Genomic DNA, 24,064 nt, shown 5'->3' with positions numbered 1-24,064 from the left:
AGAGACGAGCAAGGGACAGCACGCATGACCGCCACCAAAACCATCATCACCTGCGCGATCACCGGCAATCTGACAAAGCCCGAGCAATCGCCGCATCTGCCGATCACGCCCGAGCAGATCGCGACATCGGCGCTGGAAGCGGCCGAAGCCGGCGCCGCGATTGCCCATATCCATGTCCGCGATCCCGCAACGGGGCGGCCTTCGATGGAGATCGATCTCTATCGCGATGTGGTGGATCGCATTCGCGCCCGCAACACGTCTCTCGTCATCAACCTCACGACCGGTCCCGGCGGGCGCTTTGTGCCTTCGGTCGAAGACCCTCGCGTCGCCGCTGCAGGCACCACGCTGCTGCAACCCGAAAAGCGCGTCGAGCATATCGAGCTGCTCAAGCCCGACATCTGCACGCTCGATCTCAACACCATGAACTCGGGTGGCGAGGTCGTGATCAACACCCCGCGCAACGTCCGCATCATGGCCGAGCGGATGAAGGCGGCCGGCGTGCTGCCGGAGATCGAGCTGTTCGATTCCGGCGACTGCCATCTGGCCCGCGATCTCCTTGCCGACGGCACGCTGAAGGGACCGGGCCTGTTTTCGCTCGTGCTCGGCGTCAAGTACGGCTTCTCCGCCACGCCCGAGACGATGTTCTATGCCCGCAGCCTGTTGCCGCCGGGCGCGATCTGGTCGGGCTTCGGTATCGGCCGCGCTGAATTTCCGATGGTGGCGCAGGCCTATTTGCTCGGCGGCCACGTCCGCGTCGGGATGGAGGACAATCTTTATATGTCCAAGGGCGTGCTGGCGAAGTCCAATGCCGAGCTGGTCGCGCATGCCGGCGGCATCGTCAAGAGCCTGGGTGCGAGCGTCGCGACCGCCAACGAGGCGCGCGCGATGCTCGGGCTTGCCTGAGCCTTGCGGGCCATCCCCAGATAATCCCGGTCCGTACTTACACAGGCTTCCGCTCCGCGCGCGACTCAGATTCGATCGGTCCACTCAGTCCGGGAGGGAACGCATGTCCTACACGATCGGGTTTCAGGCCAAGAACCAGAAGGCAATTCTGGCGACCGAGGCGGCAACGGCCAATCAGGCCGTCGCGATCGTTGCCGCGTTGCGGCAAAGCGCCGACGAAATAAAGTTCATCCGCTCGCCGCAGGAAGGCGACATGGGCATCGAGATGCTGCTGCTGCTTGCCAAGGAAGAGGCCGAGGAGATGCCGCAGCACGCCTAGGCGGCGGCGATCACACTTCGATCGGAAGCGAGGCATGGCGGCTGCAAGATGATGTAGCAAGCCGTCATCTCGCTTGAACCGAAGGTGGCCGCCCATGAACGGAATGAAACGCGAAGCGCTCCGCGTCGAACCGATCTCGACGTTCCTCGACCGCCGGAACGCCCCGGTCTCGCCGGTCACGCGCGCCGGCAACATGATCTTCGTCGCCGGCCTGCCGCCGTTCGACCCCGAGACGGGCGAGATCGCGGATGTACCGATCGAACGGCAGAGCGAACTGATCATGGAGCAGATGAAGCTGTGCATTCAGACGGCGGGCGCGAGCCTCGACAACGTCATGAAATGCAACGTCTATTGCACCTCGACAAAACACTTCGCCGCGTTCAACGCCGTCTATGCGCGCTATTTCCCGCACGATCCGCCGGCGCGGATCTTCGTCTGCACGCCGGAATGGTTCGGCCCCTTCGACGTCGAGATCGACTGCATCGCGATGATGTGAGGTTAACGCGCTTACTTACCTCGGCCCGCTTGCGGGGAGAGGTCGGATCGCCTCGGCGATGCGAAGCATCGTCCGGTGCGATCCGGGTGAGGGGGTACAGGTCCCTCGACGATCTCATACGCGGAGAGAGACCCCTCACCCCAACCCTCTCCCCGTAAGAACGGGGCGAGGGAGCGCACCGTCAGTGCGGCAACGAGTTGTGTTAGCGTGCCGCCACCTTTGACGGCGCCTTCGCCTCTGTCCGGCCCGCCGTCAGCGCCATCGTCGCCACGCTGACCACGCGGGCGACCACGTCTTCGACGTCGTCGAGATCGCATTTGCCTTCCGATAATTTCGTCAGCCGCTCGCTCTCGCGGATGGTGTGGTGCGCCATGGCGAGCGCGAAATTCAGGCCCCAGTAGATATCGACGTCGCTGCGATCGGGCAGGGACCTTCGCATCGCGCCGGCGAATTTCCGCAAATGGTCGATCTCGCGGTTCTTGATGCGGCGGATCGGGGGCACGGATTCGATCGAGGCGCGGATCATGAAGCGTGCCGCGCTCGAGCGCTGGTTCTCGGGGCCAAGGCAGCCGCGCAGCGTCGGGCCGACCAGGGCATGCAGGATCATTTCGATCGGCGCACGGCCGCCGCCTTGTTCTTCCGCCGCCTTCAATTCGCGCAAACGCTCGCGGTTGGTGGCGATCGAGCGTGTCACGAACAGCTCCGCGATCAACTCGTCCTTGGAGCCGAAATGATAGTTCACCGCCGCGAGATTGACATTGGCCTCCGCGACGATGTCGCGCAGCGTCACGTCGCCGAACCCGCGATCGGCATAGAGCCGTTCGGCGGCGGCGAGAATGGCAGTCCGGGTATGATCGCTGGCCATGGAAGCCCCTCGGGGAGGGAGTTGCAATTCAAACAGTTGTATGAAACTATCGTTTGAAGGCCGGGAAAGTCAATCCGCAATCGGGACTCGTTCGCAAATGCGCGAACCGGTTCCGGAGCGTCCGCAAGCCGCGCATTCGCACTTGCGGGTCGCACAATGCGGGTGGACAGTCCGGCGCAAAACAAGTTCGCAAAGAGACAACGAGGAGCGTCCCATGGATTTCGATCTGTCGCCGAAGCAGAAGGAATGGCTCGACCGCGTGCAGTCCTTCATGGCCAAGCACGTGCGTCCGGCGGTGCCGGTCTATGATGAGCAGGATCGCAGCGGCGAGCGCTGGAAGGTGATCCCGGTGCTCGAGGATCTCAAGAAGAAGGCGAAGGCCGAAGGTCTCTGGAACATGTTCATGCCGCCCAACGAGCATGAGGATGACGAATTCCGTGGCGCGGGACTGACCAATCTCGAATACGCGCTGCTTTCCGAGCAGATGGGCCACATCTCCTGGGCTTCGGAAGTCTTCAATTGTTCCGCGCCCGACACCGGCAACATGGAAGTGTTCATGCGCTACGGCTCCAAGGAGCAGAAGCGCAAATGGCTGCGTCCGCTGATGGATGGCGAGATCCGCTCCGCCTTCCTGATGACGGAGCCGGCCGTGGCCTCGTCTGACGCCACCAACATCGAGACCAGCATCGCGCGCGACGGCGATCACTACGTCATCAACGGCCGCAAATGGTGGTCGTCCGGCGTCGGCGATCCCCGCTGCAAGATCGCGATCCTGATGGGCAAGACCGATTTCAAGGCGGCCAAGCACCAGCAGCAGTCGCAGATCCTGGTTCCGCTCGACACCCCCGGCATCAAGGTCGAGAAGATGCTGCCCGTGTTCGGCTTCGACGACGCGCCGCATGGCCATGCCCAGGTGCTGCTCGAGAACGTGCGGGTGCCGAAGGAGAACATCCTGCTCGGCGAAGGCCGCGGCTTCGAGATCGCGCAGGGCCGCCTCGGTCCGGGCCGTATTCATCACTGCATGCGCACCATCGGCAAGGCCGAGGAGGCGCTGGAGAAAATGGTGAAGCGGCTCACCTCGCGCACGGCCTTCGGCAAGCGGATCGTCGAGCATTCGGTGTGGGAGCAGCGCATCGGCGAAGCCCGCACCAATATCGAGATGACGCGGCTGTTGTGCCTCAAGGCCGCCGACATGATGGACAAGGTCGGCAACAAGACCGCGCAGGCGGAGATCGCCATGATCAAGGTCGCAGCCCCCAACATGGCGCTGAAGATCATCGACGAGGCGATCCAGGCCTTCGGCGGTGCAGGCGTCTCGGACGAAGCCGGCCTTGCCAAGGACTATGCCCACATCCGCACACTCCGTCTCGCCGACGGCCCGGACGAGGTGCACAATCGCGCCATTGCCAGGCTCGAGGTTCGGAAGTATGCAAACTCTTCCAGTCATTAAGCGGGAGAGCATGCTGGCGCTCCCGATTTGAAGAAACGACAGGGCATGATCCGTGATCCGATGACCGCTTGACGCAAGTGCGCTGGGGGTTACCGATTAGGATCATGTCCGGACTGAAGAGGGAGCGTCATCGTGGCTGACGGCGTCAGGAAAGACGAAGAATTCTCGGGCACCAAGCCCGTCGAGGAGCGTCATCGTATCGACGAGATGCGGCTCGAAGCCTGGATGCGCGACAACGTCGAAGGCTATGAGGGCCCGTTGGTCGTGCTCCAGTTTAGGGGTGGCCAGTCCAACCCGACCTACCGGCTCGATACGCCGAACCGCTCCTATGTGATGCGCCGAAAGCCGTTCGGCAAATTGTTGCCGTCGGCGCATGCGGTCGATCGCGAATATCGGGTGATCGCGGCGCTGGGAAAGCAGGGCTTTCCGGTCGCGAAGGCCTATGCGCTGTGCCAGGACGACAGCATCATCGGTTCAGCGTTCTACATCATGTCGATGGAAGACGGCCGGGTGTTCTGGGATCCGACGCTACCGAGCCAGACGCCGGAAGACCGTAAAAAGATCTTCACCAGCAAGATCGAGACGCTGGCCAAGCTCCATATGTTCGATCCCGTCGCAATCGGTCTTGGCGACTTCGGCAAGCCTGGCAATTATTTCGCGCGCCAGATCGACCGCTGGACCAAGCAGTACCGCGCGTCCGAGACCCAGACCATTCCGGAGTTCGAGAAGGTCGCCGAATGGTTGCCGAAGACCGTGCCGGAGCAGGCGCGCGTCTCTATCGTCCACGGCGACTATCGCCTCGACAACATGATTTTCCATGCGACGGAACCGCGCGTGCAAGCCGTGCTCGATTGGGAATTGTCGACGCTCGGCGATCCCATGGCCGACTTCACCTATCTGCTGATGCAGTGGGTGATGCCCGGCCTGGACGGCGCCGACCTCAAGGCGCTGAACATTCCGAGCGTGGAAGAGGCCGCGCAGATCTATTGCAACGTCACCAAGATGACGGTGCCTGATCTCAACTGGTATTTTGCTTACAACCTGTTCCGCCTCGCCGGCATCACGCAAGGCATCGCTGGCCGCGTCCGCGATGGCACCGCGGCGAATGCCAAGGCGCTGGAGTCAGCCAAGCGCACCGTGCCGCTGTCGAAAGCGTCATGGGAATACGCACAGAAGGCCGGCGCGGTTTAAGGACTCCGAAGGCGCGGCCGGCGGCTGCGCCTAGTTGCGATGTAAGTTTCCGACCCAGGATCACATTTGGCCCGTACAGCTATCGAGCTGCTGGAGCTAGAACGACGCGCGCTCGGTGCCATGAATGCGGGGCACCTGAAGGAAGCCGCCGTCCTTTACGCTGAGATCGTAGCGCAGAATCCGGACTGGGAGCACGGAACGGCATTGTACGGTCTTGCTTGCTGTTACGAAGATTTAGGCGAGCTTACCCTTGCCGAGGAGTGCTACCGCAGAGCATTGAGCTATGAGCCGGCGAACTCGATCTTCATCGGTGGTCTCGCCTCGTTTCTGCATCTTCACGGTGGCAAGTCGTAGTCACATCGTTGTCTCGCGCTTCGTAGGGCATGACAGATTTCGTAGGGTGGGCAAAAGCGCGTAGCGCTGTGCCCACCATCTCTCCAGGACCGCGGCGACAATGGTGGGCACGCTTCCGCTTTGCCCACCCTACGGTACCGCCTACGACGTGGCCTTCACGCAATGCGCGATCAGCTTCTCCACGAAGCTTGCGCATTTCTCCAGCTCTGCCATTTCCACGAACTCGTCCGGCGTGTGCGCCTGTGCGATCGAGCCGGGGCCAATCACCACCGACGGGATATCGGCCATGCTGGCGAACAGGCTTGCCTCGGTGCCGAACGCTACCTTGGCGTGGTCGTTGCGCCCTGCGAGGCTCTTGGCCAGCGTGACAATGGCCGCGTCGGCGGCGGTGTCGAGCGCGGGATAGTCGAGGATCTCCTCGAAATCGATTCCGCACTCCGGATGTCTGGCTTTCATCGCGGGTTCGATCTCCGCCTTGGCCCAGGCGACGATCGCATCCGTAACCTCGCGCGATTCGGTGATGCCGATGCCGCGGCATTCGAAATCGACCGTGCAAGTGTCGGGCACGATGTTCAGCGCGGCGCCGCCATGGACGATGCTGGTGAGCAGCGTCGAGTGCGGGACGTCGTAGAGGCTGTCGGCCGCTCGCACGGCTGCGAGCGCCACGGCGCGCCGTCGAATCTCGACGATCAGCTCGGCGGCGTATTCGATGGCGTTGACTCCGTCAGGCGCGATCGAGGAGTGGCGGGCGAGCCCCTTGAACGTCGCGCGCACGCCATGCTTGCCCTTGTGCCCGATGATGACCTTCATCTCCGTCGGCTCGCCGATGAAGGCGCCGAGCGGCTTGATCCGTTTCTTCGCGACCTCGCGCAGCATCGGCCGCACGCCGACGCAGCCGATCTCCTCGTCATACGAGATAGCGAGATGGATCGGTGTTGCGAGCTTCGCTTCCAGCATCTCCGGCACCATGGCGAGGCACACCGCGACGAATCCCTTCATGTCGGTAGTGCCGCGGCCATAGAGCCTGCCGTCGCGCTCGACCAGCTTGAACGGATCGTGGCTCCAGTCCTGGCCGATGACGGGCACGACGTCGGTATGTCCGGACAGGACGAGGCCGGGGCGGTCCTCCGGCCCGATCGTAACCCAGAGCGAGGCCTTCTGTCCGGTCTCGTCAACGATGCGCTCGCTCTTGACGTCGAGCGTGGCGAGATAGCTCTCGATATGCGCGATCAGGGGCAGGTTGGAGCGATCGCTGATCGTGTCGAAGCCGACGAGGTCGGCGAGCAGCTTGCGAATACGGTCGGGTCTTGAGCTTGGCATTGTCACGTTCTTGTCAGGGGGATGGAAGCTGAGATGCTTGCACGAACCATACCAACGCCGCCTCTGGTAGAGCAAATCAACGCAGACCGGTAGCCCGGGTGAGCGAAGCGATACCCGGGACAGCTCGTGGTAGGAATCCCGGATGTCGCTTCGCTCATCCGGGCTACAAGACCTTGCATTGCCCGTCGGGCAAAACACTCCAATTGTCGGTCAACGCTGGGCGGCCGCGGAAAGACTCTGAATTGCTTCGCTGCGCCGCTGCGCTCGCAATGACGGTGCTGAAGCAGTTGCGCGACAAAACTCCTGTCTCCTGCCGCGGACGCTGCGCAACGCCAAGAACGTTGCGGCGCGTCCGCGACACGAGAACCCGCCTGCTAAACCGGCTTCCCCGTATACGGCATCGACGCCGTGAGGCCACCGTCCACCGGGAAGGCCTGGCCGTTGACATACGACGCCTCGTCGCTGGCCAAGAACAATCCCATCGCGGCGAGCTCGTGCGGCTGGCCGGGGCGCTTGAGCGGATTGAGCTGGCCGATCTTGTCGGCGGTACCGCGCTCCTTGGCGCGGTCGAAGATCGGCTTGGTCATGCCGGTCTCGATCAGGCCCGGGCACACCGCGTTGATGCGCACGCCGGTGCCGGTGAGCGAATACGCCGTGGTCTGCACCAGGGAGATGACGCCGGCCTTGCTCGCGGCATAGGGGTGACCGCTGGCGCCGGCCTTGAGGCCCGCTACGGACGCGGTCAGCACGATCGCGCCGGACTGCTGCTTCACCATGTGCGGCATCGCATGCTTCACCGCGAGAAACGGCCCGATCAGATTGATGCGCAAGACCTCCTGCCATTGCTCGACGGTCTGCTCGCCGAGCGGAACGAGTCCGCCGGAGACGCCGGCATTGGCCCAGATCACGTCGAGCAGGCCGTGCGTCTTCACCGCCTTATCGATCACGGCGATGACGTCCTGTTCGGAGCCGGCGTCCGCCATCATGGCTTCCGCGACACCGCCGGCCTTCTTCACTTCCTCGACTGTCTCCTTCACTGCCTCGGTGCGATCGACCGCGATCAGCTTGGCGCCTTCTTTGGTGAACAGCAGCGCGGCCGCGCGGCCGATGCCGCTGCCGGCACCGGTGATGATGACGGATTTGCCTTGCAGACGGCCCATGCGGTTTCTCCCTTTGGTTCGCACGCGACGCTTGCCGCGCGACGGAATTTCAAACAAGATTTCAAACGGTAAAGTGTCTTGAGACACGTTCGCTACTGACGTACAGCGACATCAAACGGGATGGAAGGGTTTCGATGGCAGGTGCAGACAAGCCCAAAGTGGTCACGACACGCTGGTGGTGGGTCCGTCACGCGCCCGTGCGCAATGACGGCGGCAACATCTACGGTCAGTCCGATCTCGCCTGCGACACCAGCGATACCTACGTCTTCAATGCTGTTGCCAAGGTGCTGCCACGCAAGGCGGTCTGGTATTCGAGCAACCTGATGCGCACGCATCAGACCGCCGAAGCGATCTGGGCGGCCGGCTTCCCGAGGCCCGCATCGATGACATGGGAAGCGGACCTCGCCGAACAAAATCTCGGCCGCTGGCAGGGCATGAACCGCGCCGAGTTCATCGCCAGCCGTCCCGTCGGCTCGAGCTGGTTTGCCGATATCAACGAGCCTGCGCCCGGCGGCGAAAGCTTCATGGACCTCTACAACCGTGCCCGCCGCACCATCGAGCGGATCAACAATGAGGCAGCCGGGCAGGACGTGATCGCCGTCGCGCATGGCGGCACCATCAAGGCGGCGCTGGGGCTGGCGCTCGACGATCAGCCGGAGCGGGGGCTCGCGTTCGATATCGACAATTGTTCGGTGACGCGGCTCGACTATTTCGCAAGCCCAGAACGCAGTGTCTGGCGGCTGCCAATGGTGAACCAGCAGCCGTGGATCGCGGACGACGCGCATGCGGCGATGCATCAACCCGCGGGACCGGAAGTCAAGAAGCTCGCCTGAGCAATTGCCTGGTCGGGCGGACGCGGCGTAAGTTTCAAGCCATCAAAACGCACTCTGGGAGAGAAACATGACCTTGTTCGACATGAAGGGGAAAGTCGCCGTCATCACCGGCTCGACGCGCGGCATCGGGCTTGCGATCGCCGAGCGCATGGCCGAGCACGGCGCCAAGGTGGTGATCTCCTCGCGCAAGGCCGACGTTTGCGACCAGGTCGCGAAGGGCATCAACGACAAATTCGGCAAGGGCACGGCGCTGGCGATCGCCGCCAACATTTCCTCGAAGGAAAACCTGCAAAACCTCATCGACGAGAGCAACCGCGCCTTCGGCAAGATCGACGTGCTGGTCTGCAACGCCGCGTCGAACCCGTATTACGGCCCGCTCGCCGGCATCTCCGACGATCAGTTCAGGAAGATTCTGGACAACAACATCGTCGCCAACAACTGGCTGATCTCGATGGTGGTGCCGCAGATGATCGAGCGCAAGGACGGCTCGATCATCATCGTGTCCTCGATCGGCGGCCTGAAAGGCTCGACCATCCTCGGCGCCTACGCGATCTCGAAGGCAGCCGACATGCAGCTCGCGCGGAATTTGGCCTGCGAATACGGCCCGCACAACATCCGCGTGAACTGCATCGCGCCCGGCCTGATCAAGACCGATTTTGCGAAAGCCTTGTGGGACAATCCGGAGAATTTGAAAGCCTCGACCGCGCGTTCGCCGCTGCTGCGCATCGGCGTCCCCGACGAGATCGCGGGCGCCGCGGTGTTCCTGGGCTCGAAGGCCGGCGACTTCATGACCGGCCAGACCATGGTGATCGACGGCGGCGCCACGATCAGTTGAGGCCCCAGTAGGTGTCATCGTCCGCGAAGGCGGACGATCCAGTACTCCGCGGCTGTAGTCGTGTGAACCAATTGCCGCTGCGGAGTACTGGATGCCCCGCCTTCGCGGGGCATGACAGCAAGTGTGGAGGTGCGACGCTGCGACCAGGCGAAGCCCTCAATCCACCGCCGCGTACACCAGATCCCGCACCAGCGTTCGCGTAAAATCGCGCTGCCCCGGGCCCTGGCTCATGAACACGACGAACAGATCCTCCTTCGGATCGATCCAGAAGAACGTCCCCGCAATGCCGCTCCAGAAAAACTGGCCGACGCTGCCGGGGAAGGGCGCGATGCCGGCCTCGCGGCGCACCGCGAAGCCGAGGCCGAAACCATGGCCGGGTGACAGCAGAGTGCCGTTGGTCACGACGTGAGGTCCGAGATGATCGGAGGCCATCAGCTCCAGCGTCTTGCGGCCGATGATCCTGTTGCCGTCGAGCGTGCCGCCATTGCGCAGCATCAGTGCGAAGCGAGCATAGTCCATGGTGGTGGAGACGAGGCCGCCGCCGCCGGACTCCATGATTGGCTGCTCGAGCATGTTGAACAGCGCGACCTTGTCGCCGGTCCAGGGATCGGCCGCGAACGGCTCGGCGAGCCGGCCGGCATTGGCCTCGGCTGTCGCAAAGCCAGTCTCGGCCATCTGCAAGGGCGTTAGAATGCGCTCAGCGAGGTACGTGCCGAGCGACTTGCCGCTGACCACCTCGATGATGCGACCGAGGATGTCAGTGGAGCGGCTGTAGTTGAACTCGTCGCCGGGATGGCAGACCAGCGGGAAGCTCGCCACCAAGGCGGCGTGCTCGGCATTGGTGATCTTGCGGCTGCGGACGCGGGACTCCTGGTAGAGCTTGTGCACGGGGCCGTCGCCCTGGTGCTCGTAGGTCAGGCCAGAGGTGTGGCGGAGCAGGTCTTGCACCGTCATCGGGCGTTTCGGCGGAACCAGTTCCAGCTTGCCGCTGCTGACCACGCCGACCTTCTGGTCGGCGAACTCCGGGATGAATTTAGCGACGAGGTCGGCAAGAATCAGGTGGCCGTCCTCGACCAGCGTCATGATGCCGACCGACACGATCGGCTTGGTCATCGAGAAGATACGGAAGATCGAATCATGCGCCATCGGCGCTGCGCCGGTCGGGCTCTGTCTGCCGAGGGCCTCGAACCAGCCGACCTGACCGTGCCGTGCCACCAGCACTGTGACGCCCGGAACGGTTCCCTTGTCGATCTCGCGCTTGAAGGCATCCGACATGGCCTGGAGGCGAGGGCGCGACAGCCCGAGCGTCTCGGGGCGGGATTCCGGCAGAGGCGGGGTTTTCGGCGCGGTCGAGGGGCGGTGGGCGGCTGTCGCGGACGCTTGGGCAGTCGCAGAGGCTTGGGCAGTCATGGGCACTCCCGGTGCTTATTATTGTTCGGAGCGGACTGTGGCCCAGAAGGCGCGGCACAAACAAGCGAAGCCAGCGCGCTTCACCCTTGCAATCCGGCCTTGCAATCCGGCCGCCCCCTGTGCTTCAAAGCGGCCTGATCCGGGCGGCAACGCTGGGTCGTAGGAGTGTAGCTCAATTGGTAGAGCACCGGTCTCCAAAACCGGGGGTCGCAGGTTCGAGCCCTGCCACTCCTGCCAGCGAAATCAATCACTTAACCCAGGACACGGGCGATCAGCCATCGGCCGGATATTGCTGGATGGCGTGAGCCCTAGGCGATGATCTGCCGTTGCCAGATCGCCTCCGCAAGGGCGATGTCGGCCACGGACTCTGCGCCGGACGCCAGCGGCGTCCTCTGTTCCACCATATCGGCGACGAATGCATCGGCTTGACGCCGAAACGCCCAGCTCGTGTCGCGCGGCAATTGCGTGCGTTGTCCTTGCTGATCGAGGATGACCTCCGCCTCTTGCTCGGCAAAAGGCGGGGGCAGTTCGATGGTCAGCTTGCCCCGCTCGAATTCGATGCTCAGCCCCTCGCGCCAGACGCCTTCGGATCCATTCGCGAGTTGCAGCGTGCAGGCGACGCCGTGGAAGTCGAGTGTCACGGTCGCCGCGCCCGAGGTCTCGACGGTGCTTTCCGCAACTGTCGGTGACGATCCGAGCACGTAGCGCGCGAGGTTGATGATATGGCTGAACACGTTCAGAAAATTGTCGTAGCCGGGTCGCATCGCGCCCGGCATCCAGTCGGGGCCGTCCTGCCAGAGCTCGAGCCCGTCCGGCCGCACTTCGCCGGTCATGACGAAATTGTCCTGCGACCGGCCAGTGTTGCCGCCGAAGCACCAGCCGCGCGCGCCGACAATGCGTCCAAGCGATTGATCCGCTCGCAGGCGCGCCAACTCGGCCATCGCGCGCGCCACCCCAGCGTCGTGACGCTTCATGTAGCCGATGCTGTAGACGAGGTTGTGCCGTCGCGCCGCCTCGGCCAGTGAGACGGCCTGAGCCGTGGTGTAGGCCATCGGCTTTTCCGACAGCACATGGCGGCCGCTGTTCAACGCATCCAGCACGATCGGGCCGGTGGCGCGACGCTTCGTCACGACGACAACGGCCGACACCTCGCTGTCCGCCAGCAATTCCCGGTGCGTGCCGTAGACCCGCGCGATGTCGAATTTCTCCGCCGCTGCGCCGGCGAGATCAGGCCTGAGATCCGCAATCGCGACAACGCGGCAGGTGGGGTTGGCGGCGAAATTGGCGAGGTGGCACATCTGACCGACCATGCCCGTTCCGATGATGCCAATGCCTGGCCTCACTTGCTAGGACCCCTCGAAGCGTTTCCGGAGAACGAGGAAATGCGCCGGCTGTCCCCAGGTGTTGATGAACGCCTGATCGGATTGGGTGAGGGCGGTGACTGTGGACACGTCCCGCCGCCCGATCGCGACAAAGATACGATGGAAACTGTCGAGGGTCGCAATGATGGCGTCGATGTCGGACGCATCGTCGGCAAGAATGTCCGTCGCCGGTATCGTCTCGCGCAGCGAAGCGAGGCTTGCGATCACACGGGGCAGGCTGGCGCCGAAGGGATCGTCGATCATCGCATCGACATCGACAACCAGTGTCTCGATCGAAGCCGAGATCGCCTCGACCGCTTCGGTCTTGCCGGCCAGATAGAGCTTCCGTCCGCCGAGAAAGCTCAGACGGCTGCGGCCGAGGTGGCGCGTCGCGCGCCGCAGCTTCTCGTCGTCGGACAGGACCTTCTTGTGCCAGTAGACGTCCAGGCTGTCGCGATAAGCGGGCCAAGCCGAATGGATATCGAATCCCTGCTCGTGCGCCGCCGTGCACAAGGCGCCCGCGTCGAGGAAGTAGCGGTGCCGGACGAAAGGATTTTCGAGCACGTCCATCAGCCAGGATTCGAAGCTGCGCGTGTGCGGGATGCTGTTCCATTTCGCATCGAACAGCAGCTTCGCCGTTTCGAGTCCGGGACGGCCCGTCAGTGCCTTGCCGGCCGCATGAATCGCCTTGAGCGCGAGCTCGAAGAAGCCGCCGTAGCGCTCGTAGTAGGAAACGACGGCGTAACCGTCCGGATTGAGCAGCCGGTGAAAGATGCCGAGCCAATTTTCAGTCGGCTGCACCGTGTAGATAAATCCTTCGGCATCGATGATGTCGAAACGACGATCGCTGTGAAATCCTTCGACGTCGAACGATACGAGTTCGCGGAGACGTTGGGCCTGGCTGAAATGCGCGAAGTAAGCCTGGATTTTCGCGTGCGCATGCCGGTTCGGCTCGGCAAGCGTCATGTTTGCGCCCCAACTGGCGAACACCAGCGCGTTCTCGCCGGAATCAGGGCCGAATTCGAGCACGTCTGCGTCGCGGAACAACCGCGGCGGCAGCACCAGCTTGTCGGAAAACAACTCACGCCGCAGGCCGGCATAGGCTTCGAGTTCGGCGGCGGATTTGAAATTGCCGAACGTCGGCAGGACGTCCTGACGTTCGTAATAGTTGAAGAGCTTGTCCTCAGCCATGCCGCGACCCTGCGGCGGCCTCGAGGCGATCGAGCTCGCTCCAGATGTCCGATGGCGCGAAGATCGAAACGATGTGGAGCGGACGCTTCACGTTTTCGCGCAGCCGGCTGCCGACCTTGTCTTCGTTCTCCTGGTTCACCGCCAGAAGACAGACGAGCGGCTCCGACTTGCCGGCAAGGTCCTCCGGCGGGCGGATCGGAATGCCGGTGCCGGGCAGAAACAAGCCCTGGCGCTCCTTCTGGTCGTCGACCGAGAGGTCGACGAGATCCGCGAGTTCATGGGCATTGGTGAAGGTGCAGGCGCGGCAGCCGGCGCCGTAGATGGCGATCTCGGCACCGTTGGCGCGGGCCTTGGCGAGGATCGGGCGAAGACGCGCGCCGTACTCCCTGGCGCGCCGACCGAATTTCTCGCCGACGCCGGACGGCGCGGGTGGGGCCGTCACGTCGCGCGCGGCGCGTCTCGCTGCGATCGCGAGGCTGCCGCCGCTGAAATTGTATTTCTTCACCGAGACCGACTCGAAGCCGTGGCGCGCCAGCAGCGCGAGCAGCGTCGGCTCAGTGAAGTAGCTGACGTGCTCCTCCCACAGGACCGAGAGATCACCCGCCGTCGAGCCGGGCGCGAAATCAGGCACGTCGATGAACAGCAGCCCGTCATCGCGCAGCGCGATTTTCACGCAGTCGAAAAAGTTCTCGAAATCGACGATGTGCTCCAGCACCTGGCGCGAGACGACGAGGTCGAACTTGCCGGCCTCCGCGACCGCATCGTGACACAGCGCCGGGCTGATCATGTCGGCATAGACCTTGATGCCGCGTTCGCGGGCGATCTTGCCGGACACCGGGTTGGGCTCGACGCCCACCAAAACCTTCGCACCGCGTTCGCGAAGCCTGTCCATGAACAGGCCGTCGTTGCATCCGATCTCGAACACGGATTGGTGGGCCGAGAATTTGGCGATGGTGTCGAGCTCGTCGACCTGGTGCGGCTCCGGCTTCCAGCTGCTGAAATTGTAGTTGAACTGCCGGTACAGAATGTCGGGATCGATCGGCTTGACGATCTGGGGCAGGCCGCATTCGCCGCAGGCGAACACCTCGAACGGATACCGTTCGTCCTGTTCGTCGCGGCTGTGCCGAAGCCGATGCGCTATCGGCATCTGTCCGAGGTCGATGACCGGGCGCAAATTGGTCGAATGGCAGAGGCGGCAATGATCAGTCATCGAATAGGAACCTCTGCTGGAATGGCTCGTGAAGCATGGCGATGGGCCAGATGCTCCGCGGCGAGCGCACCGGTCCTAGCGACATAGACCTGCACTTCCGCGGCATCGCCGCCATCCGGTGCCCAGTCGGGAAACGCCGTGCGGGAGGGATCGAACGGACCGGCGGTGGTTTCGTGAAACACCAGCCACTCCGAGGTGATCAGGATCGAGTGAAACACCTGCTCGGGCATCCGGTAATAGCAAAGCGCGCCCCGGCCGTACGGCGCCATCTCGAGCACGTCGCGAATGCGGCCGTCGTCCTCGAAGATCACGACCTGCGCTGTGCCCTCGATCAGGTGAAACGATTCAGGTTTGCCAAAATGCTTGTGAGGCCGCACATAGGCCTCGCGGTGATGCACGATCAGCATCTCGTGCAGGCCGGACGAAGGATCGGGATGCGTGCACAGCCGGCTACGCAGACGCGGATTGCCTGCGGCGATGCGCTTCAGCTCCGCGATCGTGGCATCGTCCGCCGTGACGATAGCGTCGTCCGAATAATACACTTCGGGATTTTGCGCCCGCAACGAGGCCGGCCGGCGCAGGCCCGTTGCTTCATTCGAAGAAGATGAACCCATGGTCGCCCCGGTAGCCGCATTTGTCGTAGATCCAGGCCCACGTCTCCGGACCATGGAAACTCAGGCAGGTGAGCTGCCAGTAGAGCAGGTTCGCCTTCTCGCGCTCGTCGCGGAACGATTCCACCATCAGATATTTCGAGGCGCCGCGTCCCACGCGCTCGATCTCCGACACGGCGCGGAAGACGTCCTCGAGCGGAAGATTGTGGAGCACGCCGAGCGACACCACGAGATCGAAGCTGTGGTCGGGGTAGGGGAGCTCGACGGCGCTGCCGACCTTCAATTGCGGTCGCACCTCCTCCTTGGCGTTGGCGATGCCATAATCCGAGATGTCGATGCCGGCGATGGTGAGGCCGGGTACGAGCTGGGTGAATTCGTAGAGCAGATAGCCCTTGCCGCAGCCGACATCGAGCACGCTCATCCCTGATTTGACGCCATAGCGGTCGATCAGGGTCTGCGCGAGCGGGCGCCATCGTCCGTCGTAGCGGTAACCGCCGTAGCCATAGCGGCGATCGCCGTCCCAGTAGTCGTGTCCCCATTGCCGCGCGACAGTGGCGGATTCCGCCTTGTCGTGCTCGACGACCCGCTGAACGTAGTTCCGCTTGGTCGATGCGTGCATCGGCTGGAGCAGGTTGATCTCGGCCATTGTCCTCAACCGGTCCGCGGCATCGTCACAGGATGGTCGCGAATTTGTTGACGAGCAGGATGTCCTCGACGGCCTGGATGTTGTCGCGCGAGGACAGCGTGATCTCCTCGACGGCCGCGTGCAGGTCGCAGCCCTCGCTCAGCACGCGGTCATAGATCTCCCGCCGCCGTGCCTCGTCGGGCGGCAGCATGAAGATGCTGTAGAGAATCAGGCCGCGCAACCGCGGCAGCTCGTCCAGGATGTCCTCGAGCACCATGTAGCTGCCGGGCATGGTGTGCTCGGCGGCGCTGAGCAGATAATGCAGATTCTTCCGCCGCGCATAGTCGCGGATCACGATGTTCTGGACGTGCTGCGGGGTGCGGCTGCCGTTCAGCGGCCGGGCGCCGATATAGCCGCGATGGCCGGCTCGCTCAGCCATGGAAGCCTCCCGGGAGCTTGTATTGCATGCCGACGCGTGTCGCCGGACGCAGCAAGATCGGTTCGAAGAATTCGCCGAATCGTTTGTCCGCATAGGGCGACATGATGCTCTTGAAGCGGCAGTTCATGCTCCAGCGCGAGCCGGCTTCCTCGTTGACGCGATTGCCGTGCATCAGGGTCTGGTTGAACAGCATCACGTGACCGTAGGGTATCTCGATGAACGTCGCGTGCGGCTTGATGGTCTGGTAGAGTTCCTCGGCGCTGCGCAGGCTGGCCATCCGGTCCTGCATGTCGCCGTTCAGGGACGGCGGCAGCAGATACATCGATTTGGTGCGGTGGACGTCGACCAGCGGTACCCACACCACGACCTCGAACGGCGAGTCGCCAGACCAGACGTCGGAATGGGTGGCGAGCAGCGACGAATCGTCGCCCGGCAGCTGGATGCTGAGATTGACGCGTCGCTGCATGCAGAGCTCGTTGCCGACGATGGTCTCGATCGTCGAGCGCGCCAGACGGAAATAGGTCGGCCGGAACCAGGGCTCGGCGTTGAGACCGTTGAAGACGTGCAGCCGCAGGCCGTTGAGATCATCCACGCTCACCCGCGTGTGGATGGTGTCGAGCATCGCGTAGGGGTCGTTGCCGTGTGGCAGCTTCAGATAGTCCGCCGCGAGCTCGGCGGCGCGCCGCTGGATCCGGTCGAGCCCGGCGCGATCGTCGGCCGGCGTGGTGACGAATCCGTCGTCGATGAAGCGTTGCGCCAGTTCCTGCTCGTCGGCCTCGAGGAAAGCCGTGTCCGTCATGCAAAATACTCCCGGGCGGTCGCGCAAACATAGCTGATATCCGACGCAGAGAGGAACTGGTTGATGGGAAGCGTGAGGATCTGATCCGCCTGCCGCTCGGTCACCGGGAACGCGCCGTGACCGTGACCCAGATGCGCCGCCGCCTCCTGGAGATGGATCGGTACCGGATAGTGGATCGCGGTCTCGATGCCCTTGTCGGCAAGATATTTCTGGAGGTCGTCGCGACGGTCCGTCTGCACGACGAAGGTGTGGAAGGTGTTGTACTCGATGTTGCGGCAAACCGGGATGAACAGGGGAAGGCCGGCGAGCTCAGCGCGGTATTGCGCGGCGTTGCGGCGCCGGCGTTCGATGACAGAGGGCAGGTGACGCAAGCGAATCCGGAGCACCTCGGCCTGGACTGTGTCGAGGCGTGACACGATGCCCCATTCCTGAACGTCACTGCGATTGATCAGGCCGTGATTGCGCAGGCGGCGAATTCTCGCTGCAAGCTCGGCGTCGGCGGTGACGACGAAGCCGGCGTCGCCGGCGGCATTGAGGTTCTTCAGCGGGTGGGCGGAGAAGCAGCCGAACGTTCCGATGGTCCCGCTCATCCGCCCGTCATAGGTCGAGCCGACGGCCTGTGCGCTGTCCTCGATCACGGCGAGAGCGTGCTTGGCCGCAATCGCCATCAGCGGGTTCATGTCGGCCATGCGCCCGGTCAGGTGCACCGGCATGATCGCCCTGGTCCGCGAGGTGACGGCGGCCTCGACCGCGGCCGGATCGATATTCTGGTCCGGCAGCACGTCCGCAAATACTGGCGTGGCGCCAACGGCGATGATGGCTGCGGTCGACGCCACGAACGAATTCGGCGGGGTGATCACCTCGTCGCCGGGACCGATGTTGAGAGCCCGCAACGACAGGATCAGCGCATCGGTGCCGGAATTCAGCGTCACCACATGCGGCGAGCCGAGATAGGTGGCGAGCTCCTCTTCGAGCTTCGTAACGGCCGCGCCGCCGATGAAATCGCCGCGCCGGAACACGCCCTCGATCGCCTGCATGATCTCAACGCGCTCTTCCTCGAATTGCGCGGGAAGATTGACGTAACCAATGCGCCGGCGGCCGGTGTCAGCGTCCATGGCAGAACTTCCGAACGATCTCGATGACGCGGTCCTGCTGGGCGCGCGTCAGATGCTGGTCGACGGGGAAGCTGATGACTTCCTGGGCGTGGCGGTCGGTGACCGGGAAGGTGCCCGGCGCGTAGCCGAGGTGCTTGAGGCCTTCCTGCTGGTACAGCGGGATGGGATAGTGGATCTTCGCTTCGATGCCGTTGTCCAGGCAGTATTTGTAGAGCTCGTCGCGACGCTCGGCGAACACCATGTAGAGATGGTAGACGTGCTTGACGTTGGGCCGGCGCGGCGGAATGCGCAGCCCGGGCAGGCCGGCAAGGCCCGCATCATAATAGGCCGCGTTCTCGATCCGACGGCGCGTGATCTCGCTGGTCTGGCCGATCAGCCAGTTGCCGACGACCGCCTGGAGGGAATCGAGCCGCGAATTGCAGCCGAGGATCGCGATCTCGTCGCGATTCTTCATGCCGTGGTTGCGGATCAGACGAAGTCGCTCGTTCATCCCGTCGTCATTGGTGACGACGACACCGGCATCGCCCCAGACGTTGAGGTTCTTGAGCGGATGCAGAGAGAAGCCGGCCGCGATACCGTGGGTGCCGGACCGTTTTCCCGCGAACTCCGACAGGATGCCCTGGCAGGAATCCTCGACGACGGGGATGTTGTGACGCTGGGCGATCGCCATCAGCTTGCCCATGTCGGTGACCTCGCCGGTCAACTGAACCGGCATGATCGCCTTGGTCTTCTCGGTGATCGCGGCTTCGACGTAGTCGACGTTCATGCAGAAGGAGTCGTCGCAGTCGACCAGCACCGGCGTCGCGCCGGTCTCCGCGATGGCGCCGACGGTGGCGATGAAGGTGTTGGCGGCCGTGACGACCTCGTCGCCATGGCCGATGCCGAGCGCTTTGAGCGGCAGCTTGAGCGCATCGGTGCCCGATCCGACGCCGATGGCGTGACGCACGCCGATCAGCTCGGCAAAGCGCCGTTCGAATTCCGCGACTGGCTTGCCCAGGGTGAAGTCACCGGTCGCCACCAGTCGGCCGATCTCGGCCAGGATCGGTGCCGGGTCGGAGAATTGCTCGAGCAGATAGGAATATCGAACGTCGTGCATGGGGCCCGTCAGGTGGAATGAAGTTGAGGAGAGGAGGTGTGCGAGGCGGGGAGCGCGCGCGCGATCGCGGTCGCAATGGCGTCGGCGGAAAGTCCGTGCTTCTTCAGCAGCGAGTCCTGCGATCCGTAATTGTGCATGAACCGGTCCGGCAGCGACAACCGCAGCATCGCGGGCAGGCCAGAGCCGAGCTTGTCGATCAGCGCCTCCGCGACCGCGCTGCCAAGGCCGCCCGAGGGCACGTGCTCCTCCAGCGTCACCACGAGCCTGGTGCCCCGGATCGCTTGCAGCAGCGCCTCGGTGTCGAGCGGTTTGACCGTGTGCATATGCAGGATGCCGGCGCGAATGCCTTGCGCTGCCAGCAGGTCGGCCGCAGCGAGTGCGCGCTGGAGCATGATGCCTGTCGTGACCATGATGACGTCGCCGGGCGGGCGCATCAGGATGGCCTTGCCGATCTCAAAGCCGTGCTCGGCCTTCGAGACCACGGCGTCGCCACCTTTGCCGAGTCGGATGTAGATCGGCCCGGTCCAGTCGAGCGTTTGCTCCATCAGCCGCGCGGCCTCGTCGGCATCGCACGGGCAGACCACCGTCATGTTCGGCAGCGCCCGCATGATGGCGATGTCCTCGATCGCCTGGTGGGTGGGGCCGAGCGGCGCGTAAACCAGCCCGCCGCCATTGGCGATCAGCCGCACCGGCAGATTGTGCAGGCACAGATCGACCGCGACCTGCTCGTAGCAGCGGCGGGTGAGGAATGTGGCGATGGTGTTGACGTAGGGCACGAAGCCTTCCATCGCGAGACCGGCCGACATGCCGATGATGTGTGCTTCCGAAATGCCTTCGATCAGGTGGCGCTTGGGAAACTCCTTGCTCATCGCGCGCAAGGTACCTGCGCCGGGATCGGAGCCGATGTAGAGCACACGCTCGTCGCGCGCGGCGAGCTTGTGGACCATGTTCATCGCGGTGTTGCGCATGAGGACCCGATCAAAAATCCCCGACGGCGACGCGGATGGCGTCGAGCTCGCTGTCGGTGAGCTTGTTCTTGTGATGCCAATCGGCGTTGGATTCCGCGGCCGGCAGACCCTTGCCCTTGACGGTATGGCAGATGATCGCGGTGGGTTTTCCCGGAACGGCTGGGACCTGCTTCAGGACTGTGCGCAGGGCGCCGACGTCGTGGCCGTTGAGCTCCTGGACGGCAAAGCCGAAGCTGCGCCATTTGTCCGCGAGCGGCTCCAGCGGCAGGACGTAATCGGTGGGCCCGTAGCTCTGCAGCTTGTTGTAGTCGATCAGCGCGACCAGATTGTCGAGCCCGTGCTTGGCCGCGCCCATGGCAGCTTCCCAAACCGATCCCTCGTTGATCTCGCCGTCGCCAAGCAGGACGAAGGTGCGGTAGCTGCGCTCGCGCATGCGCGCAGCGAGCGCGAGGCCGACACCGATCGACAGGCCGTGTCCGAGCGCGCCCGTCGAGGCCTCGACCCCCGGCACCATTCCGTATTCGGGATGTCCGCCCAGAATGCTGTCGGGGCCGCAGAAGCCGTCCAGCTCCGACAAGGGAAAGAAGCCGCGATCGGCCAGCAGCGCATAGAGTGCCAGACAGCCGTGCCCCTTGCTGAGGATCGCGCGGTCGCGGGCCGGATCGCGCGGGTTGTTCGGATCGATCCGCAGCACGTCATCGTAGAGCACGCGGACCATCTCGATCAGCGACAATGCCGGACCGACATGTCCGCGCCCCGCGGAGCGGACAGAACTGAGCACCAGGCGGCGCAGATAAAGGCTACGCTCGTCCAGCGTGCAGGTGAGGGCGGCTTCGGCGTAGGGCGAGATCTGGGTCACTTCGGTAAATCGGTTGGGCGAATCGTCTGGTGAAGCCGGCGGGCTTTGTCGAGCTGACCGGCGAGGCGGATCGTAACATCGCCACCTTGCGCAGCCATTGCGCGCCGGGAGCGGCTGTCCGGCAAATAGGCGTTCAGGACAATCAGGCACCAGATTCCCTTGAACACAGGATACAGTACGTCACGGCGGATCGCAAACGCGTCATCGCTCGCCTCGAAGGCGCGTGACAGCCGTTCAATCAAGCGATTCGCGCTCGCTTCCGGCAGGTCGCTGCCGGGGTGAATGGCGGTGTCGGAGACGAGCTTGACCGGGTCGTCCCAGCCAAAATATTCGAAGTCGATGAATCGCAAGCGCCCGTCTTCGGCGCGCAACGCGTTGTGCAGTCCGAAATCGGACGGACTTAGCGCGCGAAGGCTGGGCGCAAGGTCCGCCGTTGGATCCCAGCCCAGTTCCGCGTAGCGCCGACGGAGCTGCCGAATCGCGACGTCAATGCTGGGAACCAGGCTGCCTTCGATAAACGCACGCAGATCGGGATGATCATCCGAGGCCCGCTTCAGTGCGTCCAGGCGCTGCTCGTACTGGGCGATGGCCGCCTCGGGCGAGAAGATGCTGGCTGAGGCGTTCCGCAGATTCTGCGCACCTTCGGCCTCGCGCAGCTTCTGCAGCGCGATGAGGAAATCGGCGAGCTGATCGGCATCGTCGCCTTGGGGGCGCAGCACCGCGGCCTCGCCGTCGAACCATTGGTACAGCGCGCAGAACGCATCCGCGTCCTTCGCGACTGGCTGCGGTGTCGACGTGATGCCGCTGCGCGCCAGGAACGAGAGTGCATCATACTCCTGTCCCAGGCGATCGCGTCCGTCGGAGGGATAATGCTTGAGGGCGAGGGGCGGTCCATCCGCCATCTCCAGCCGAAACACCCTGTTGTTGCCGCCGGATCGTGCCGGCTGGGCGGACGCAACACGCGCACCGGCCAGGCGGCTGCCGATCGCCATCGCATCCGGCGCGGTGATGTCGGTCTCGCTCATGCCGCAAACACCTCGCGGCGGATATCGGCCCATGTCGCGATCGGCTTGCAGTGTTCGGGGTGGGGCGGCTGCGACTGCGTGAACAGGATCGATCGCGTGGCCTTCGGAAAATGCGGTTGTTCGAAGACGTCGACGAGGTCATCGATGAAGACGTCGAGCTTCAGGCTCACGAGCCTCTCGACCTTGGCGGGCAGTGTGTCCTCGAAATAGACATCGCCGATAGCCAGCGCCGCATCCGCAGCGTCGACCAGGTTGGCCCCCCGCAGCCAGCTGCGCGCGGCGTCACGCAGATCGGTGCGGTCGGGGTCCTGATGACCGAATCGGGTCTTGTGGCTGACGATGCAGACCTTCGCGCCGGTCTGCTTGCACGCCGCCAGGAATTCGCGGACTCCGGGATAGATCTCGGCGCTGCCAATTCCCTTGCCGTAGACGAAGCCTTGCAGTCCTTGCCAGGCGAGCTCGCCGCCCGCGCGGGACCGGAGATGATCCCGTAGGTCGGTCTTAAGCCCCTCCCACCCTTCCGGCACCAGCCCACGCTGACGTGCGACGGCGGCAAAGACCTTGTCGTAGCAGATGATCGTGTTGTCGAAATCGATGCCGATTCGCACGCCGCTCACTTCAGGCTGATGTTCTGCATCATCTTGATGTTGAAGTACCGGGGGTCGTTGAGCGAGTTCGGCAGGCGGCCGCCCTTGAAGGCGTTGACGAGGCCGGACACGGCCTGCTCGATCGTGTGGGTCGGCGCAAAGCCGAGCTCGCGGCGGATCTTCTCCGAAGAGACGTGGTAGGAGCGGAGATCGTCGGTCGGCTCGACGACGACGTCGACATTGCTGCCGACCACCGACTTGACGATGTCGGCGATCTTCATCAGCGAGTGGTTCTCGTAACCGATATTGTAGGTCTTGCCGTCGATCTTTGCGTCATCCTGCTGAAGCAGGAACAGATAGGCCGCTGACATGTCCTCGATGTGCAAATTGGGCCGGCGCTGCGTTCCGCCGAACACGCGGATGCGGCCGGTGTTGACCGCGAGATTTGTCAGGATGTTGACGACGACGTCGAGCCGCTGCCGCGGTGCGTAGCCGCAGACGGTGGCGGGACGAACCGTGCAGGTGACGAAACCGGACGCGGCCTCGTCGGCAAGGTCGGTCTCGCACATCGCCTTGAACTTCGAGTAGTCCGTGAGCGGCTCGCAGGACAGGTCCTCGGTCACCTCGGCTTCGTCCTTGGTGCCGTAGACGCTGGACGAGGAGGCATAGATGAAGCGCTTGATGCCCGCCTTCTTGGCGGCCCGTACCATCGGCCGGAAGCAATCGTAATTGATCGACTTGCCGAGCCCCGGGTCCAGCTCGAACGACGGGTCGTTGGAGATGCAGGCGAGGTGGATCACGGCGTCGTTGCCGCGCAGGGCCTCGTTGATCGCGGCTTCGTCACGGATGTCGCCCTTGATCAGGCGCAAATCGGGATTGTTCCGGACGGCATCGAACACGTCCTCGCCATACATGAACAGGTCGAGCACGGTGACCTTGTGGCCCGCAGCGAGCAACTGGGGAACCAGCACGCTACCGACATAGCCGGCACCACCGGTGACCATCACATTCCATTGTCGACCAATCACTGTCGTTCTCCAGT

The 24,064-nt window shown here is 63.7% G+C and carries 26 protein-coding genes and 1 tRNA gene; 9 read left to right on the top strand and 18 right to left on the bottom strand.

The genetic code is table 11. The features are described 5' to 3' along the window. The first annotated feature begins 24 nt into the window (after positions 1-24). The 3 genes from AC0L3U_RS16775 to AC0L3U_RS16765 all read left to right on the top strand — a co-directional run bounded on the left by AC0L3U_RS16775 (position 25) and on the right by AC0L3U_RS16765 (position 1,718). Entirely contained in the window at positions 25-903 is an 879-nt protein-coding gene (locus AC0L3U_RS16775) for a beta-keto acid cleavage family enzyme (protein WP_473362450.1), read from the top strand. A gap of 103 nt (positions 904-1,006) precedes the next feature. Next, a complete protein-coding gene (locus AC0L3U_RS16770) occupies positions 1,007-1,222 on the top strand; it encodes a hypothetical protein (protein ID WP_007602925.1) in 216 nt (71 codons plus the stop codon). Between the two features lie 103 nt (positions 1,223-1,325). Then, a complete protein-coding gene (locus AC0L3U_RS16765; protein ID WP_473362524.1) occupies positions 1,326-1,718 on the top strand; it encodes a RidA family protein in 393 nt (130 codons plus the stop codon). A gap of 202 nt (positions 1,719-1,920) precedes the next feature. On the opposite strand, the gene AC0L3U_RS16760 is transcribed toward AC0L3U_RS16765, so the two are convergent. Continuing rightward, positions 1,921-2,583 carry a TetR/AcrR family transcriptional regulator gene (locus AC0L3U_RS16760; RefSeq protein WP_473362449.1) on the bottom strand — a complete coding sequence of 221 codons (663 nt, stop codon included), beginning with the start codon at positions 2,581-2,583 and terminating at the stop codon, positions 1,921-1,923. 214 nt (positions 2,584-2,797) lie between these two features. On the opposite strand from AC0L3U_RS16760, the gene AC0L3U_RS16755 reads away from it, so the two are divergent. From AC0L3U_RS16755 to AC0L3U_RS16745, 3 genes are all read left to right on the top strand, one after another. Beyond that, positions 2,798-4,033 (top strand): acyl-CoA dehydrogenase family protein, encoded by a 1,236-nt coding sequence (locus tag AC0L3U_RS16755; RefSeq protein WP_275168169.1) that lies wholly within the window; start codon positions 2,798-2,800, stop codon positions 4,031-4,033. A 132-nt stretch (positions 4,034-4,165) separates the two neighbouring features. Next, positions 4,166-5,224 (top strand): phosphotransferase family protein, encoded by a 1,059-nt coding sequence (locus AC0L3U_RS16750; RefSeq protein ID WP_473362448.1) that lies wholly within the window; start codon positions 4,166-4,168, stop codon positions 5,222-5,224. 66 nt (positions 5,225-5,290) lie between these two features. Then, positions 5,291-5,578: a tetratricopeptide repeat protein gene (locus AC0L3U_RS16745; RefSeq protein ID WP_473362447.1), complete on the top strand. Its 288-nt coding sequence runs from the start codon at positions 5,291-5,293 to the stop codon at positions 5,576-5,578. Positions 5,579-5,719: 141 nt separating this feature from the next. Here AC0L3U_RS16745 and argE read toward each other — a convergent pair whose 3' ends face one another. Together argE and AC0L3U_RS16735 are read right to left on the bottom strand one after the other, a co-directional pair. Beyond that, entirely contained in the window at positions 5,720-6,898 is a 1,179-nt protein-coding gene (gene argE, locus AC0L3U_RS16740) for an acetylornithine deacetylase (protein WP_473362446.1), read from the bottom strand. A 374-nt stretch (positions 6,899-7,272) separates the two neighbouring features. Then, entirely contained in the window at positions 7,273-8,058 is a 786-nt protein-coding gene (locus AC0L3U_RS16735; RefSeq protein WP_473362445.1) for an SDR family NAD(P)-dependent oxidoreductase, read from the bottom strand. Between the two features lie 134 nt (positions 8,059-8,192). Here AC0L3U_RS16735 and AC0L3U_RS16730 point away from each other — a divergent pair, with 134 nt between their 5' ends. Next, positions 8,193-8,891 carry a histidine phosphatase family protein gene (locus AC0L3U_RS16730; RefSeq protein WP_473362444.1) on the top strand — a complete coding sequence of 233 codons (699 nt, stop codon included), beginning with the start codon at positions 8,193-8,195 and terminating at the stop codon, positions 8,889-8,891. A 67-nt stretch (positions 8,892-8,958) separates the two neighbouring features. Continuing rightward, entirely contained in the window at positions 8,959-9,726 is a 768-nt protein-coding gene (locus tag AC0L3U_RS16725; protein WP_473362443.1) for an SDR family NAD(P)-dependent oxidoreductase, read from the top strand. A gap of 156 nt (positions 9,727-9,882) precedes the next feature. On the opposite strand, the gene AC0L3U_RS16720 is transcribed toward AC0L3U_RS16725, so the two are convergent. Next, the gene (locus AC0L3U_RS16720; protein ID WP_473362442.1) at positions 9,883-11,136 is read right to left on the bottom strand and encodes a serine hydrolase domain-containing protein; all 1,254 of its coding nucleotides are present in this window, start codon (positions 11,134-11,136) and stop codon (positions 9,883-9,885) included. A gap of 161 nt (positions 11,137-11,297) precedes the next feature. Between AC0L3U_RS16720 and AC0L3U_RS16715 the strand changes: the two genes are divergently transcribed. Then, a tRNA-Trp gene (locus AC0L3U_RS16715) sits at positions 11,298-11,373 on the top strand. 71 nt (positions 11,374-11,444) lie between these two features. Here AC0L3U_RS16715 and AC0L3U_RS16710 read toward each other — a convergent pair. The 14 genes from AC0L3U_RS16710 to AC0L3U_RS16645 are packed head-to-tail and all read right to left on the bottom strand — an operon-like array spanning position 11,445 to position 24,050. Next, positions 11,445-12,479, bottom strand: coding sequence for a Gfo/Idh/MocA family protein (locus AC0L3U_RS16710; protein WP_473362441.1), 1,035 nt, complete (start codon positions 12,477-12,479; stop codon positions 11,445-11,447). A gap of 3 nt (positions 12,480-12,482) precedes the next feature. Continuing rightward, positions 12,483-13,688: a class I SAM-dependent methyltransferase gene (locus tag AC0L3U_RS16705; RefSeq protein WP_473362440.1), complete on the bottom strand. Its 1,206-nt coding sequence runs from the start codon at positions 13,686-13,688 to the stop codon at positions 12,483-12,485. Beyond that, entirely contained in the window at positions 13,681-14,898 is a 1,218-nt protein-coding gene (locus AC0L3U_RS16700; protein WP_473362439.1) for a class I SAM-dependent methyltransferase, read from the bottom strand. Before AC0L3U_RS16700 ends, AC0L3U_RS16705 begins: the two co-directional genes overlap by 8 nt. After that, positions 14,895-15,512, bottom strand: coding sequence for a WbuC family cupin fold metalloprotein (locus AC0L3U_RS16695; RefSeq protein WP_473362438.1), 618 nt, complete (start codon positions 15,510-15,512; stop codon positions 14,895-14,897). The genes AC0L3U_RS16700 and AC0L3U_RS16695 overlap by 4 nt, the downstream gene beginning before the upstream one ends. Continuing rightward, positions 15,490-16,155 carry a class I SAM-dependent methyltransferase gene (locus AC0L3U_RS16690; RefSeq protein ID WP_473362437.1) on the bottom strand — a complete coding sequence of 222 codons (666 nt, stop codon included), beginning with the start codon at positions 16,153-16,155 and terminating at the stop codon, positions 15,490-15,492. Before AC0L3U_RS16690 ends, AC0L3U_RS16695 begins: the two co-directional genes overlap by 23 nt. Before the next feature lie 25 nt (positions 16,156-16,180). Further along, positions 16,181-16,573, bottom strand: a complete 393-nt coding sequence (locus tag AC0L3U_RS16685) for an LIC12192 family sporadic carbohydrate cluster protein (RefSeq protein ID WP_247396583.1) — start codon at positions 16,571-16,573, stop codon at positions 16,181-16,183. Further along, positions 16,566-17,372 (bottom strand): sporadic carbohydrate cluster 2OG-Fe(II) oxygenase, encoded by an 807-nt coding sequence (locus AC0L3U_RS16680; protein WP_473362436.1) that lies wholly within the window; start codon positions 17,370-17,372, stop codon positions 16,566-16,568. Before AC0L3U_RS16680 ends, AC0L3U_RS16685 begins: the two co-directional genes overlap by 8 nt. Next, positions 17,369-18,487 (bottom strand): DegT/DnrJ/EryC1/StrS family aminotransferase, encoded by a 1,119-nt coding sequence (locus AC0L3U_RS16675; RefSeq protein ID WP_473362435.1) that lies wholly within the window; start codon positions 18,485-18,487, stop codon positions 17,369-17,371. The genes AC0L3U_RS16680 and AC0L3U_RS16675 overlap by 4 nt, the downstream gene beginning before the upstream one ends. Further along, complete coding sequence (locus AC0L3U_RS16670; RefSeq protein ID WP_473362434.1) at positions 18,477-19,583, bottom strand: DegT/DnrJ/EryC1/StrS family aminotransferase; 1,107 nt, start codon at positions 19,581-19,583, stop codon at positions 18,477-18,479. Before AC0L3U_RS16670 ends, AC0L3U_RS16675 begins: the two co-directional genes overlap by 11 nt. 8 nt (positions 19,584-19,591) lie before the next feature. Further along, entirely contained in the window at positions 19,592-20,551 is a 960-nt protein-coding gene (locus AC0L3U_RS16665; RefSeq protein ID WP_473362433.1) for a transketolase family protein, read from the bottom strand. Positions 20,552-20,561: 10 nt separating this feature from the next. Then, a complete protein-coding gene (locus AC0L3U_RS16660) occupies positions 20,562-21,410 on the bottom strand; it encodes a transketolase (RefSeq protein WP_473362432.1) in 849 nt (282 codons plus the stop codon). Next, positions 21,407-22,435 carry an aminoglycoside phosphotransferase family protein gene (locus AC0L3U_RS16655; RefSeq protein WP_473362431.1) on the bottom strand — a complete coding sequence of 343 codons (1,029 nt, stop codon included), beginning with the start codon at positions 22,433-22,435 and terminating at the stop codon, positions 21,407-21,409. The genes AC0L3U_RS16660 and AC0L3U_RS16655 overlap by 4 nt, the downstream gene beginning before the upstream one ends. After that, positions 22,432-23,043 carry an HAD family hydrolase gene (locus AC0L3U_RS16650; RefSeq protein WP_473362430.1) on the bottom strand — a complete coding sequence of 204 codons (612 nt, stop codon included), beginning with the start codon at positions 23,041-23,043 and terminating at the stop codon, positions 22,432-22,434. Before AC0L3U_RS16650 ends, AC0L3U_RS16655 begins: the two co-directional genes overlap by 4 nt. Positions 23,044-23,048: 5 nt before the next feature. Further along, positions 23,049-24,050: an NAD-dependent epimerase/dehydratase family protein gene (locus AC0L3U_RS16645; protein WP_473362429.1), complete on the bottom strand. Its 1,002-nt coding sequence runs from the start codon at positions 24,048-24,050 to the stop codon at positions 23,049-23,051. Between the last annotated feature and the right edge of the window lie 14 nt (positions 24,051-24,064).

It is taken from the genome of Bradyrhizobium sp. Kon69 (assembly GCF_055807515.1).
The sequence above is the reverse complement of the archived record's forward strand: the minus strand, read 5'-3'. Positions and strand labels throughout refer to the sequence as shown.